Consider the following 12,778-nt stretch of genomic DNA (forward strand, 5'->3'; position numbering starts at 1 on the left):
AGCTGCTCCTTGGTGAACGGCACGACGTAGCCGCCTTTATCCTCATCATAGTCGAGGGTCGCCCACGGGATCGCGTGGTACTTCTCGCCCATGCCGAGGAAGCCGCCGAAGCCGATGACGGCGAACATGATGCCGTTCGACATCTTGTCGAGCATGACGTCCTCGATGCTGCCGATGCTCTTGCCTTCGGTGTTGTAGACAGACGTGCCGATGACGCGCGAGGCCGCGATGGCTTCGGTATGCCCGGACGGGGTGGTCATGGTGGTGCTCCTCTCTGTTGAATACCTGCACTGACAATGAGGGGCACGGACGAAAGTTCCGGCTTACCGCGCAGCTATCGGTGGGAGTGAACGTGATCCTTCATTCGCCTCCTCGGTGGCGGCCGCCAGCCGCTTTTGTCAGAGATTAGCAAGCTCAACAAGCGTGTTGGCGAGCACGCAAGTCCCCGCAGCCATATCGTAATCTTGGCGCTCTCCGCCTCGTTGGGGCTCACCACGACAGCAGGGGATGAATATCATTCCGGCCGGCGCCAACAGAAAGGGATCGAAGTCCGCCCGGGCAAGCGTGATAGCGACGCTCCGTGGGTTCTTGAGATCCGCTGCGGAGCCCCCTTAGCGCATCCACCATGTAAGCGAGCGATCGGCGACGTTGGTACGAGGCCATTTTCCGGTGTCAGATCGATGAACTCAATTTCCATGTGCCAGTTTCGTAGAAGGCCCGATAGCCGTCGCAACATGAGCAAAAACTGCCGCGCAGAGCAAATTGGAAAGGAGGCGTTGTTTCCAACCGCTTTTCCCGACCCTTCCGATCGCACGCTAAGGCGCCCGCTTCGGATGAAGCTTAGCCGCTGCCGGCGCGAGGCTTTTACGCTATGGGGTTTGCGCGCTAGCCGGCTAGATGCTTGTGAGCTTCGAAGATGCGGACCTTTTCGGGATAGCCGAGATGGAGCGTCCCGTTGCAACCCGGACACCTGAAAGTGGAAATGACCTTGAACCATGAGCCCCGGCGAATGATCGGATGCGAGCATCATGGGCAATCGAACTTCAGTTGATGATCATTGAGACTTTCCGGGTTCGACAATTGGGCACTCTCCTCGCAATCAAGTTACATGGATGCCCACCATCATCGCAGGTCGATGCTGGGCATCCACGGGGTGGCAATGAAGGGACTATTCTTGCTCGGGAGAGATTGGCGACGGGCTCCTGCGATTTCCCTCAGCGACTGGGTTGACCACTTGCCTGACGAAGGCTTTCGCTGGTCCAGACCATGAATACGTCGAAGGTATCAACGTCATCACCGCAACCGTGCGGCGGCATAGAAAAGCCCGCTGACCGGAGCTGTCGGGCCGAAGGCCCGGGCCACCCTTGCACGCAAGCACCACCTCTGGGTTTCACAGACGTTAAGCGAAGCGACTAAGCCGATTTGCGCGTCGGTTTCGCCTTCGTGCCGCCCTTGATCCCTTCCTTCTCCAAGCTCTTTTTCAGAACGGAGGCAAGGTCGACGACGTTCTCCTTGGGCTTTGGCGCTGGCTCGGGCGGCTTCTTGCCCTTCCGCTTGGCATCGATCATTGCGATCAACGCATCCTCATAGGTGTCTTCGAACTTCGACGGGTCGAACTTCGTGACCTTCTTGTCGATCAACAACCCGGCGATTTCGAGCAGATCCTTGTCGTACTTCGGGCTCTTCAGGTCGTCGAAAACGCTGCGCTCCGAAACCATCTCGTTGTGGGTTCGCAACTCAGTCAACAGCATTCCTTTGCCGAAGGGCTGGATGATGACCTCTCTGCCCCGCTGGTACAGCACGACACAGGAGCGTGCCGCGACCCGCATCTTGGCCATGGCTTCGCGCAGCACCGAAAATGCCTCTACGGCGGCACCGTCAGCGGGAATGACGTAATAGGGTTTTTCAAGGTAGCGCGTGTCAATCTCATCGATCGCGACGAAGCCCTCCACGTCAAGCGTATGCTGGGATGTCAGCTTCAGCTTCTTGATCTCGTCCGGCTCGATCTCAACGAAATCGCCTTTCTCGGCCTCATAGCCCTTGATCTGGTCTTCCGTCGGCACGGCGTCGCCGGTTCCTTCGTCGATATAGGCGCTTTTGACGGGCAAGCCGTCTTCCCGATTGAGGATTTTGAAATGAACCTTCCCGGCCTCGGTGGTCGCGCCCACCAGCTTCACCCCGCAGGACACCGACCCGACCTTCAGGAAGCCTTTCCAAACCGCGCGGGGCGCTGCCATGCCTTGTTCCTCACCGATGCATTCACACAGGAACAGTTAGCGCCGAGCATGGTTCCCGGTCGAGCCATGCTATGAGGCTGGCATGAAGACGATAGCGACTTACGATTCGAGGGCGGGCACATTCACGCTCCAGAAAGACATATGGCGAGGAACGTTCCCGATCGCCGACTTGCCAAAATGGTTGGACTTTTACCGCGCGCAGCAGAGACGATATCCTGCGCATGTTGCTGCTTACGCGCCTGACGTTCAAGCGCTCGAAGCCCTTGCCGCCAATTTGGCTGCGGATAGTAACCAGCCGCTCACCATCGTGCCCGACGCCTCTTGAATGCAGCCGAATGCCGCGCGTGCTGATCAGTTGAAGATGACAGCCGACAGGACGGTCATGCCGATCGAGACCGGTATGGCTGCCAGGAGGCAGGCTTCCACGATTAGGGTTTCTTTGTCACTGAACGAAACGCAATGCTTCCCCGTCCCTTTAGGTTCCGCTCCCGATGGCTCTCCTCATATCCGGCGGCTTTGAAGAAGTTTCTGCACTGTAGCGGGTCGATCAGGTCGCATATGGTCCTGAGCGCGTTGCATAAAGCGTCGAAGGATCGCGCGGCCTTCTTTCTGAGCAGCGCCTTGATTTTCGAGAAGGCCATTTCGATTGGATTGAGATCAGGCGAATAGGCCGGCAGCGGCAGCCAGGCACCGCGCGGCGCACCAGTTCAGTCCCACAACTAACCTTTCCGGCAAGCTGCTGATGATGCCGAAGCTGTCCGGCGGCGTGTCTCGTGGCTTCGGTATCATCGAGCCAAGAAGAGCCTGAATGTGCTCGGGCAGGTCGAGCTGGCCGCGCGCCTCGATCTCCAAAAGATATTGGACCTTGGCCAAGCGATCGGCTTCCCCGACCGAATAAGCGCAGACAGCCAGAAACGCCCTCTCCTCCTCCCGAAAACCAGACCGATTCCATAGCTCGAGCCTTCCGAAAGGATCCGAACGGAACGCATCGCCGGCCGCGGCAATACGACCACCGGCCGCCCTGAGCCTCCTTCGGCGTGGATTTTAACGCGAGCTTCTCTTTCGGCATTTCGCTGAACGGCGTCGAGGCAACCGTTTCGCAAATCGTAGCGCGAGGCATGATTGCACGAGGAGGATACCATGACCGACAAGAATGAAAGCGATCATCAAGAAGATCGCGACGCCCAACCCTTCGCCTACGGGCGGCAGTCTGATCCAGATCAGCCTCAATGCTTCCTCGGTCGGAAACAGCCATCAAACTGCAATCGTGACTTCATTGCAGATGATGGGCTTCTCAAACCGCTGCTAATCAGGCGTCGATGAACTTCTGTATGCAATCAGCTACGATCCGCCCCGCACGGCTGTTCAAATGCACGCCGTCGGTGTGAAAAAGCCACCCATTTCTGCGTGCGACTTCGTCGGGAGACTGTCGCATCACCAGTACGCGAAACGCATCGCGGTAGAATGGAAGAAATCTGAACGCCGTGAAGGCCCGACCGGGCGAGGCATGAACTGCTTCCGCGATCGCCTCATAGAGCGAAATGTAGACGCAGCGTTCCTCATCCGCGACAGATGCCACGATCCCGGAATATTCCTCGACCCGGCGATTGAGTTCGCTCTGGAACGGATCATCCGAGTCCAAGGCTTCTCCAATGGGACAGAGCGAGCAAAGCCCCACCTCCGCCTCAGTTTCCCGCTTTAGTCGACGGGCTATTTCGACGAGGTTTTCGCGATACCAGTCTGGTGACGGACTACATGGGAGGCGCTTCGATAAAGCGAAGAAACGCCGTGCCTTGCTTGACACGACGGCGAGAACGTCATTGCCGCCAACCCAAACGACAACCTTGTGGGGCCGACAGGCAACCACGTCTGGCAACCTCTGCAGCGCGCTATAGGCCAAGTCACCACCGACGCCGAAATTCCGAAACTCAAATCGGCCGTTGCGCGGCCGGCGGCGAAGCTCAGCGATCCAATCAAATGCTTGTCCTTTGCCTGCCGTGCTGCTCGATCCGAGGCACGCCACGATCTTTCGCTCAAGGCTCATGATGACATCGCAGCTTGGCCAAATGCGTTTTCCGAAATGATGTAATCATCCGAATGCTAATGATGGATCACACCCGCAATCCTAACTTAACGGATTGACCGTCGTCGATGCTGTAAACCTGGGCGCGTCCGACGCCCTCGATGAGACGATGCCAGCGGCCATGGGCCGCCGCCAGTTCCCGAGCGCTGGCTCGGCGTCGCGACTCCATGCGATAACCAACATGCGTGCCAGCTAGCGCCTTTGCGGCTCGGATCGCCCGCTCTTCCCTTTGCTGATCGTCCCGCCATCATGCTAGCCAGAGCGACAGCCGCTATACTAGAGCCAAGACGCATCCAGCGTCCTCCGGCTAAAGAGCTGGCATCCTACTAACCACAGACAGGATGTGCGCTACACGCGTGAACGCATCCGGAGGGCGGAATGAGTGACCGCTTCCTCGACCCTCGAACTGTATGCGGGCGCAAAGCGCGTGCCTGACCGCGCCGGACGCCTGGCGACGTCCCGCTCGTGGTCCTAACTCACCTCACGGCCTAGCCCGCACGGCGGGTTCGTTCTCTGGCCACCGTGCTGCCTGGCGAAGTGCCCAAGTCTCGGCCGTATTATTCAGAATCTGGCATGGGCCCTGTTGGGACGCTACGCCTCCCAATTACTGCGCACCAGGCGTCCATTCCGGCAGCGGCGCAAGGCTGCGGTTGAACTGCTTCCACCACATGGACTCGTCTATCTCGCAGCAAGCGAGCAGCATGGCGTGCGCCTTCTCGAACGCCTGGGGGCGATATCGTCGAAGGTCATCTTCGCGTCGTACGGGACCGACACCACAAGTTCCTGACCGGTCTGTGTGCCGCCTTCGTCGACCTGGAGATAAAGCCAAACGACGAAATGCGCGCCGTGGCCAGTTGCGTCCGCATTACCGATCTTGATGCGGTCGATGCCTGCTGCGGTTACTTTCATGCCGACATTCCTTCATTTGGGATTCATAGTGGCTCCCGGAAGTCCGTGGCAATCAGAAAGGTTCCGGAACCGCTGCCCCTATGGTGAAGTATTGATAAAAGACGGTCGCCCCTTTCCTGGGGCAGCGAGCGCGGCCAAACCGGCGACGGGCGCGTACCTGACGGCTCCGACAAGATTGGCGGCCGGGGGATCAACCCCCCAATGAGATAGGCTCGGCAAGTCCATCAATCGTTCGTCGAGCCACGGACGCGCGCCACTTCGCTGTGATATTCAAGCGGAATGCGGCTTAGCGTCCGCGCGGGCGGTATGCAGTGTGCTGTCTTTCGCGCATGCGAGAGCCATAGATCGGCTAGGCCCGACCAGCAAATCGTGTCCGGCCGCTGCACGCGACATTCAACATTCCTGCAGGAATGCCGGGGGCTGGATCTGACAACTAACTGCGCAGACTTGTACTTGTTGAATGGAACGCGGCCATCTCCATATGGCGGTTTTCCATAGATACGGGGCAAGCCGGAAATTGGTCCGACAAGCCGCAACGACAGAAGACGACATTCGTTCCTGCGGCATGGGCGGCCCAGCCTCGGTCACGCTCATACCGCATTCATCGGCGCGGCGGGCGGCTGGAACGGGAACTGACGCCGCACGTTGTTCCGGCATATTCAGCATTCAGATTTTGGAGTGAGCCGTGGGCCTGTTTACGAAGGACATCAAGACGATGGACGACCTGTTCCTGCATGTTCTGCAGGACATCTACTATGCCGAGAAGCAAATCCTGAAGGCGCTTGCCGACATGGTCGAAAAGGCGACCAATCGCGATTTGACGGCTGCCTTTAAGGCGCATCTCTTTGAAACGGAAAAACATGTGCAGCGGCTCGAGCAAGCGTTCGAACTGATTGGCGAAAAGGCGAAGGGGACAACCTGCCCGGCGATCGACGGCATCATCAAGGAGGCCAACGAGATCGCCGGCGAGGTTGCAGAGAAGAAGGTGCTCGACGCCGCCTTGATCACCGCGGCGCAGGCCGTCGAGCACTATGAAATCACCCGCTACGGAACGCTGATTGCGTGGGCGCAGGAGAGCGGCAACGAAGCCGTCGCCCGGCTTCTTACAACGACGCTCAACGAGGAAAAGGCGGCAGACAAGAAGCTGACCACCATTGCGCAGCGAAAGGTCAACCAAAAGGCATCCGGCTGAGCGGCAGCTCTCCAAAGGGATCTCTGCATGAATGAGCGCGGTGAACAGACCCGATCGCTCTGGATGAAGGTCGACGTCTATCCTGACGCGCCGAAATTCTCGGGAAAGAAGAGCTGCAACACCGTCATCATCGGATCGGGCATCGCTGGGCTGTCGGTCGCACACGAGTTGGCCAGCATCGGTGAAAGGGTGATCGTCATCGATCGAGGATCGATCGCCGGCGGGATGACGTCCCGCACCACAGCGCATCTGGCGCCAATTTGCGACGACGGCCTGAGCGCGTTGATCAATCTGCGCGGTGAAGAAACCGCAAGGCTCTTCCAGGAAAGCCAGGAAGCCGCGGTAGCACGCATCGAAGAAAACGTCGCCGAGTTGAAGATCGACTGCAATTTCCGCAGGCTGGACGCCTTTCTGTTTCCTGCGATGGGGCTGGATCCCAAGGAGGCGCGCGACCAGCGCCGTGAGGAATTCAACGCGGCGCGGAAGTTGGGCGCGCCCGTCGAACTCGTGACCGGAGTGCCGTTAAAGGGTTTCGAGAAGGCGCCCGTCCTGCGCTATCCCAATCAGGCCACGTTCCATCCGCTGCGCTATCTGCGTGGCCTAGTTACCGCAATCCGTGTCAGGGGCGGGCTGATCTTCGCGGACAGCCCTGTGGTCGCCTTTGAAGAATCGCCCGATGGCGTACGCATCTCTACGGAGAACGGTGGCGTGATCGAAGCGGCTGCAGCCGTCATCGCCACGAATTCCCCGATCAACGATCGCTTCCAACTGCACACAAAGATGTCGCCCTATCGCACCTATGCGATGGCCTTCACGCTGCCGCGTGGCGATCTGCCGGATGCGCTGTTCTGGGATACCGGCAATCCCTATCATTACGTCCGAATGAATCCCGGCCCAGGCTCGATCGACTATCTGATCGCCGGCGGCGCCGACCACAAGTCGGGCGAAGCCGACGATGGCGACATCCGCTTCGAGGCGATCGAGGCCTGGATACGCCAACTCGTTCCCACGCTGGGCAAGGAGGTCACCCGTTGGTCAGGGCAGGTTCTGGACACGATCGACTACTGCGCCTTCATCGGTCCAAATCCCGGCAGCAAGTCGGTCTATGTGGTCACCGGTGATTCAGGACAGGGCATGACACATGGCGCGCTGTCCGGCCTGCTTCTGAAGGACCTGATTTCGGGACAGGAGAACCGTTGGGCGACGGTTTACGAGCCGTCGCGCAAGACGCCCTCTGGGGTGATCAACTATGTCCGGGAAAACGTGTCCGCCGTCAAAAATCTTGCCGCTTACCTGCTTCCGGGCGAGTTGAAGTCACTTGACGCGCTTGCGCCCGGTCAGGGTGGGATTCTTCGCAACGGCGTGAGCAAGATTGCCGCCTGCCGCGACACAGCCGGAAAGTTGCAGCTGCATTCCGCCGTCTGCACGCATTCCGGATGCGAAGTCGCCTGGAATTCCACCGAGCAATGCTGGGACTGCTCCTGTCACGGCTCGCATTTTGCTCCCGATGGCACTGTGCTCAACGGGCCGGCCGTTGATCCTCTCCGGCCAGTGGACGCGTCCGCGGGAGAGATTGATGCCCTTACTCGAGCGCGGTAAAAAGATCGTCGAGAACATTACGGGCTGGGAGCGGCCGTCAAGCGGCGAGCTCGATCGTCAGGTGCACGCGCGAGGCGAACGCTTTCTTCTTCAGGGACGATGGTATCATTCCCAATCACCCCGCTGGGCTCTTGCGCCACTGCTCAACTGTCAGTGTGATTTCCGAAGCGGGCCTTGGAACCGGTCGAACCGAAGATAGTTGAAGTAGACCCAGCTCGCAGCGAGGTGATCATGTCTTTGAGCGTCAACGGCGCATCTATGGCGCTCTCCGAAGATCCCCGCGTTTCGCTCGATAAGCTCCTCTGACGCTGCAACCGCAATGCCAAAGCGAACACAAAAGTCCCCGGGGAATACGACGCCACGGAAGGGGATGCCCAGCCCAAAGCTTGGCGAGCAGGAGTTCAAGGTGCGTTACCGACAGCAGTTTGCCGACCCTGCGTTTGACAAGCTGGACTCCGAACTCGGAGACATTGCCGAAGTGGCTTGGCAGGCCTATGCCGATAGCCGCAAGAGTCCGCGGACCCGTAAGGCGGGACCGGGGTTTGCAGATCCCGATTACGACCTCTCGGTGGACTGGATCGCAGCGCGGCAGGCGATCGATGATGCTCAGCAGCGTTACGAGAACCGGGCCATGCCGCCCCACGTTCTCATCATCAACAGCTCATCGCGGAGCGAACATACCTGCCCGGGGGAAATGTCAAAAAGCTTCCGGTTGGCCGAGTTGGCGCGGGATGCGATCGAGAGCAATGGCAAGCTAACGGCAGAAATACTCGATCTATCACGGCTCGCGTCAGAATACGGGCGCAACATTCATCCATGTAAGGCGTGTTTCTCAACCGCAGCTCCACTCTGTCACTGGCCTTGTTCCTGTTATCCGAACCATTCGCTCGGGCAGGTGCAGGACTGGATGAACGATATTTATCCGCTCTGGGTGGCTGCCCACGGGATCATGGTGATCACGCCCGTAAACTGGTACCAGGTTTCATCTCCCCTAAAGCTGATGATGGACCGCCTCGTCTGCGCGGATGGTGGAAACCCGGATCCGACACTTACCGGGGGGAAGGACGCTGAGAAAGCCAAGCATGTCGAACTCGACGGCTGGGATTATCCGCGTCACCTAGCTGGCCGACTGTTTTCAATTGTCGTTCATGGCGATGTCGAAGGCGCCGAGAATGTGCGCCGTTCGGTTTCCGATTGGCTGCGGTTCATGAACCTTGCGCCAGCTGGGCCGGCTGCCGAGCTCGACCGCTACATCGGCTATTGGAAACCCTACGCCACCAATCATCAGGAACTGGACACCGACGAAGCCATCCAGGGCGAAGTGCGCAACGTCGCCTTGACGCTTGCCGAAGCGCTGATGGACCAGCGAGCCGGTAGAATAAGGATAGCCGGCTCGACGTTAGAAGAACCGAGGCAGAAATAGGTCCATCCCAGCAAGGATGAGACCCTCCGGTTCGCCCCCGACAACCAGCGACATCTGCCGGTCAGTGCAGCGTACTTCCGGCTCTATTCGCGACAGCTCATGCAGCCCATAGCTAGCTAGCGAACATCCAGACGGCTAAATGGCCGCTCCGATTAAGCCGAGCAGTGATTTCGAGCCGATAGCTGACGGGCTTTGCAGTTCCCCTGAGCCGTTTTGGGATCAGGGCGGAGGCACGGACGGTCCCGCAACGATAGCAGAAAGCTTCGCCTTGTGAACAAGGGCGGACTTCTCGTGTGGCTTCTTCAGGGGTATCCCCGGTTGATCCCTCAAACAGCGCGAAACTGGACTGCGCGTTCGCAGCTGGTCAAGCGGCACGCTACTGCGCTCCCATTCGCCGGGAACGAAGTCGTGGCGTCGCTGTTGGATTGTCGCAACCAGCGAGAGCACAACATGCCAATCTATCACTTCCACGTCGACAATGGCGAATTCACCCCAGACCCTAACGGAATCGAACTGCCAGATTTGACTGCCGCGCGGCGGGAAGCAGTGCGTGCGGCCGGCGAAATAATCAACGAGAGCAATCGGTCATTCTGGGAGCATATGACGCCCTGGATCATGAATGTGACGGACAGCGAAGACCGCCTGTTGTTCACCCTTCAATTTGGGGCGAAGGTTCCCTCGGGATCCGCGCGATATATTCCCTCTACCAAGGAACCAGAAGGCTCTGGCTCGACATGAAAAACCCCCTGGCCGGAGCCAGGGGGTGAAGGGTCCGAGATATTAATCATGCTTCCTGAGAGGGGCTTTCGCTTTCGCGCCGACGACCCTTGGAGGGAACCGCTTGCTCGCGGCGACGGTTATACCGTTTTCGCGGTGATTTGCCGTGTATCTCGTCCAGATCCTGCTGCCTCGCAACGACAACCAAGGTGAGCCGTTTCCGGGGAAGGAGTTCGACGATGTGAAAGAAGAACTCGCGGTTCGTTTCAAAGGCGTCACCGCCTATCTCCAGGCACCCGCGGAGGGTCTTTGGAAAGACAGTGGCGAAACAGACAGTGACGAGATTGTTATCTTCGAGGTGATGACGCCAGAGGTGAACGTTTCAGATTGGAAACTTCGACGTGGCGATCTGGAGCGCCGGTTTAAACAGGATAATGTTGTGGTCCGCTACTTAGCGATAGCGCTCATCTGAGACGTTAACTCGATGCCAAAGACATAGGTCCCAAAAAGCGAATACGACCCCCGCCCCAGTCCGACGGCGCTGCTACAGACTTCTTCAGCGGCCTGTTAGCTCGCCAATGGCCAGGCAATGTCGAGCGAGGCAGAATAAAGCAGCTTGCCGGTCTCATCGCGCACGGCGCCCCTAACGTCCAATTCGCGTGAAGCCATTCGTCGATGGCAATCTCATGCAATGCTTTCAGTGCTTCCCCTCGCAGCCGCTGGGGTTGTCGAGATCGAACCAGGTATCACCTAGCTTTACTCGTTTCGGAGAATTTCAAAGGTAGTTCGGCATTGGCTGCCAATGTGAGGCGCCTGCTCCTCGGCCGCATTCAAGCTTGCTGATATGAAAGCTTGCTGCCGGGCGTCCACCGCTTACGCTGCTCCAACGGCATGGTTTGTGAACTGGAGGCTTGGTTCCAATCGCGGGAGACACCGATGGGCACTCGGGAGCATTTTCCGCACTCGGGCGTTAATCAAACGTTGACCTGAAGGATCGTGCCTTTGGACGACGTTGATGGCCTTGTAAAGCTGCGCCGACATGTCCGCATTCTTGTGGACCTCGGCCGGCTGGCCGGAGAAGAAACCACGCTCTCTCGCTTCCTTGATCAAGCCTGCGTGCAAGTTGCTCGAGCGATCGAGATCGACCACGTAAAGGCCCTGCGATATCGGCATAAAACAGCTGATTTGTTCATCGAGGCCGGGTTTGGTTGGAAGGACGGCGTGGTGGGTCTGGCGACGTTTCCCGCCGACCTGCGGTCGCCACCTGGACGAACATACCAGACGGGTGAGCCGGTGGTGATAGTAGACGGAGCGACTGCGCAACAGCGGGGGGATTTCGTTTTTTCCGAGGTGCTTAAAGAGCACAATATCAAGTCCCTTGCGAACGTACCTATCCTCGTCAAGGGCGCAGCTTGGGGCGTACTCGAGGTGGATTCGACAGTCACGCGCGAGTTCGGCGACGACACTATCGCTTTTCTGATGGCTGCTGCGGCCGTTATCTCTTCAACACTGCAGAGACCAACTGCTTCCGCCGACGCGCAATCAACAGCAGCCGCCATCGGTCAGGTGGAGGAACGCGAGGTGCTGCTGCGGGAGATGCAGCACCGGGTGAAGAACAACTTCCAGCTTATCCTGGCCTCCATTGCTATTCAAAAACGGCGCTTCGAGAGCGCCGAAGTGCATCGCGTTCTGGAGCACGTGGCAAACCGCGTGAACGCTATTTCGCTTGCCCATGACCAGTTGTCACCCGGCCAGGATCTGCGGGCGGTCAATGTGGCGAACTATCTGCGCGCGCTATGCGCATCACTGCAGGCGCAGATGGAGAACGCGACGATCGAGATCAACGCCGACGAAGTCGAACTCGCGATGGAGCGTGCTGTTCCGTTGGGCCTCATCTTGAACGAGGCCGTGATGAACTCTGTCAAGCATGCCTTCGGCACAGGTAAAGGCAATATCAATGTTAGCCTGCAATCCGGCGTCGGCTACGGGGAGGCGCGACTGACGTTGGCAGATGACGGACATGGCGTGCGGAACCCGCGACCCGGTGGATCGGGACAAAAGCTCATTCAAGCACTTTCACGCCAGATTGGCGGCACGGCGGAGCTGTTAAGCTCTGACAAAGGCACCACCGTAACGGTCGTTTTTCCCGTAATCGCATAACGAGTTCGGCGTACCTCTTTACGCATCTCGCACTCCCTGACGCACAGCTCGAAATCGATACGCTTCTCGCAAGAGATCGTCGGCAATAGACCATGACCACCATCGCGACCTTCAACGTATACGGCGTAACACCCGCCCTCCTCAAATGGCTCGGTGAAACCCGATATGAGATCGTTGGCTTGCAGGAGCTCACTTCATCCGACGAGAAATTCCCCGCCGATGCCATCGGGCAAGCCGGCTACGGTGCCATCTGGCACGGTCAGGAGTCTTGCCCCCGGCGTGGCAATTCTCGCCCGGGGGGCGCTCAACCAGTGGAGCGCAGACAGGGCTTGCCCGGCGATCCGGTCGACACACTGACCCGGCCGCTACTCGAACCCAGATCGGCGAGCTTGATTGGCTGCCTCCACTGGCTGGGTGGCAATCCTGCCGCAGGCCCGAAATTCGATTACAAGCTCGCG

The 12,778-nt window shown here is 58.7% G+C and carries 13 protein-coding genes and 1 pseudogene; 8 read left to right on the top strand and 6 right to left on the bottom strand.

Features of this window, described 5'->3' with window-relative positions:
- Both AC0YKC_RS30490 and ku read right to left on the bottom strand, forming a co-directional pair.
- Nucleotides 1–260: PRC-barrel domain-containing protein (locus AC0YKC_RS30490; protein ID WP_488513628.1), on the bottom strand; the 260-nt coding region annotated here is incomplete at its 3' end.
- Nucleotides 261–1,412: 1,152 nt separating this feature from the next.
- Nucleotides 1,413–2,237, bottom strand: coding sequence for a non-homologous end joining protein Ku (gene ku, locus AC0YKC_RS30495; protein WP_488513723.1), 825 nt, complete (start codon nucleotides 2,235–2,237; stop codon nucleotides 1,413–1,415).
- 82 nt (nucleotides 2,238–2,319) lie between these two features.
- On the opposite strand from ku, the gene AC0YKC_RS30500 reads away from it, so the two are divergent.
- Nucleotides 2,320–2,562: a hypothetical protein gene (locus tag AC0YKC_RS30500; protein ID WP_488513724.1), complete on the top strand. Its 243-nt coding sequence runs from the start codon at nucleotides 2,320–2,322 to the stop codon at nucleotides 2,560–2,562.
- A 178-nt stretch (nucleotides 2,563–2,740) separates the two neighbouring features.
- Here AC0YKC_RS30500 and AC0YKC_RS30505 read toward each other — a convergent pair.
- Together AC0YKC_RS30505 and AC0YKC_RS30510 are read right to left on the bottom strand one after the other, a co-directional pair.
- A pseudogene (locus AC0YKC_RS30505) lies at nucleotides 2,741–2,914 on the bottom strand (transposase); the annotation flags it as partial.
- Nucleotides 2,895–3,110, bottom strand: a complete 216-nt coding sequence (locus AC0YKC_RS30510) for a hypothetical protein (RefSeq protein ID WP_434721402.1) — start codon at nucleotides 3,108–3,110, stop codon at nucleotides 2,895–2,897. The gene AC0YKC_RS30510 and the pseudogene AC0YKC_RS30505, both read right to left, overlap by 20 nt.
- Before the next feature lie 280 nt (nucleotides 3,111–3,390).
- Between AC0YKC_RS30510 and AC0YKC_RS30515 the strand changes: the two genes are divergently transcribed.
- Complete coding sequence (locus tag AC0YKC_RS30515; protein WP_320293604.1) at nucleotides 3,391–3,546, top strand: hypothetical protein; 156 nt, start codon at nucleotides 3,391–3,393, stop codon at nucleotides 3,544–3,546.
- Here AC0YKC_RS30515 and AC0YKC_RS30520 read toward each other — a convergent pair whose 3' ends face one another.
- Both AC0YKC_RS30520 and AC0YKC_RS30525 read right to left on the bottom strand, forming a co-directional pair.
- Nucleotides 3,547–4,281: an SGNH/GDSL hydrolase family protein gene (locus AC0YKC_RS30520; RefSeq protein ID WP_488513725.1), complete on the bottom strand. Its 735-nt coding sequence runs from the start codon at nucleotides 4,279–4,281 to the stop codon at nucleotides 3,547–3,549.
- Between the two features lie 717 nt (nucleotides 4,282–4,998).
- Nucleotides 4,999–5,229, bottom strand: coding sequence for a hypothetical protein (locus tag AC0YKC_RS30525; protein ID WP_488513726.1), 231 nt, complete (start codon nucleotides 5,227–5,229; stop codon nucleotides 4,999–5,001).
- A gap of 685 nt (nucleotides 5,230–5,914) precedes the next feature.
- Between AC0YKC_RS30525 and AC0YKC_RS30530 the strand changes: the two genes are divergently transcribed.
- From AC0YKC_RS30530 to AC0YKC_RS30555, 6 genes are all read left to right on the top strand, one after another.
- Complete coding sequence (locus tag AC0YKC_RS30530) at nucleotides 5,915–6,421, top strand: YciE/YciF ferroxidase family protein (RefSeq protein WP_488513727.1); 507 nt, start codon at nucleotides 5,915–5,917, stop codon at nucleotides 6,419–6,421.
- A gap of 27 nt (nucleotides 6,422–6,448) precedes the next feature.
- On the top strand, nucleotides 6,449–8,020 hold the full coding sequence (locus AC0YKC_RS30535; RefSeq protein ID WP_488513728.1) for an FAD-dependent oxidoreductase: 1,572 nt from the start codon (nucleotides 6,449–6,451) through the stop codon (nucleotides 8,018–8,020).
- A 370-nt stretch (nucleotides 8,021–8,390) separates the two neighbouring features.
- Complete coding sequence (locus tag AC0YKC_RS30540) at nucleotides 8,391–9,443, top strand: flavodoxin family protein (protein WP_488513729.1); 1,053 nt, start codon at nucleotides 8,391–8,393, stop codon at nucleotides 9,441–9,443.
- A 408-nt stretch (nucleotides 9,444–9,851) separates the two neighbouring features.
- Nucleotides 9,852–10,181, top strand: a complete 330-nt coding sequence (locus AC0YKC_RS30545) for a DUF6894 family protein (protein WP_320293598.1) — start codon at nucleotides 9,852–9,854, stop codon at nucleotides 10,179–10,181.
- 145 nt (nucleotides 10,182–10,326) lie between these two features.
- Nucleotides 10,327–10,632, top strand: coding sequence for a hypothetical protein (locus AC0YKC_RS30550; protein ID WP_320293597.1), 306 nt, complete (start codon nucleotides 10,327–10,329; stop codon nucleotides 10,630–10,632).
- A gap of 524 nt (nucleotides 10,633–11,156) precedes the next feature.
- A complete protein-coding gene (locus AC0YKC_RS30555) occupies nucleotides 11,157–12,320 on the top strand; it encodes a sensor histidine kinase (protein ID WP_320293596.1) in 1,164 nt (387 codons plus the stop codon).
- Nucleotides 12,321–12,778 lie beyond the last annotated feature (458 nt).

This window comes from Mesorhizobium sp. CNPSo 4661 (genome assembly GCF_057784215.1).

Excerpts from the sequence above, each read along its gene's own strand:
- AC0YKC_RS30535 (WP_488513728.1), top strand. The coding sequence starts at position 6,449 with ATGAATGAGCGCGGTGAACAGACCCGATCGCTCTGGATGAAGGTCGAC.
- AC0YKC_RS30500 (WP_488513724.1), top strand. The coding sequence starts at position 2,320 with ATGAAGACGATAGCGACTTACGATTCGAGGGCGGGCACATTCACGCTC.
- AC0YKC_RS30520 (WP_488513725.1), bottom strand. The coding sequence starts at position 4,281 with ATGAGCCTTGAGCGAAAGATCGTGGCGTGCCTCGGATCGAGCAGCACG.
- ku (WP_488513723.1), bottom strand. The coding sequence starts at position 2,237 with ATGGCAGCGCCCCGCGCGGTTTGGAAAGGCTTCCTGAAGGTCGGGTCG.
- AC0YKC_RS30525 (WP_488513726.1), bottom strand. The coding sequence starts at position 5,229 with ATGAAAGTAACCGCAGCAGGCATCGACCGCATCAAGATCGGTAATGCG.
- AC0YKC_RS30540 (WP_488513729.1), top strand. The coding sequence starts at position 8,391 with ATGCCCAGCCCAAAGCTTGGCGAGCAGGAGTTCAAGGTGCGTTACCGA.
- AC0YKC_RS30515 (WP_320293604.1), top strand. The coding sequence starts at position 3,391 with ATGAAAGCGATCATCAAGAAGATCGCGACGCCCAACCCTTCGCCTACG.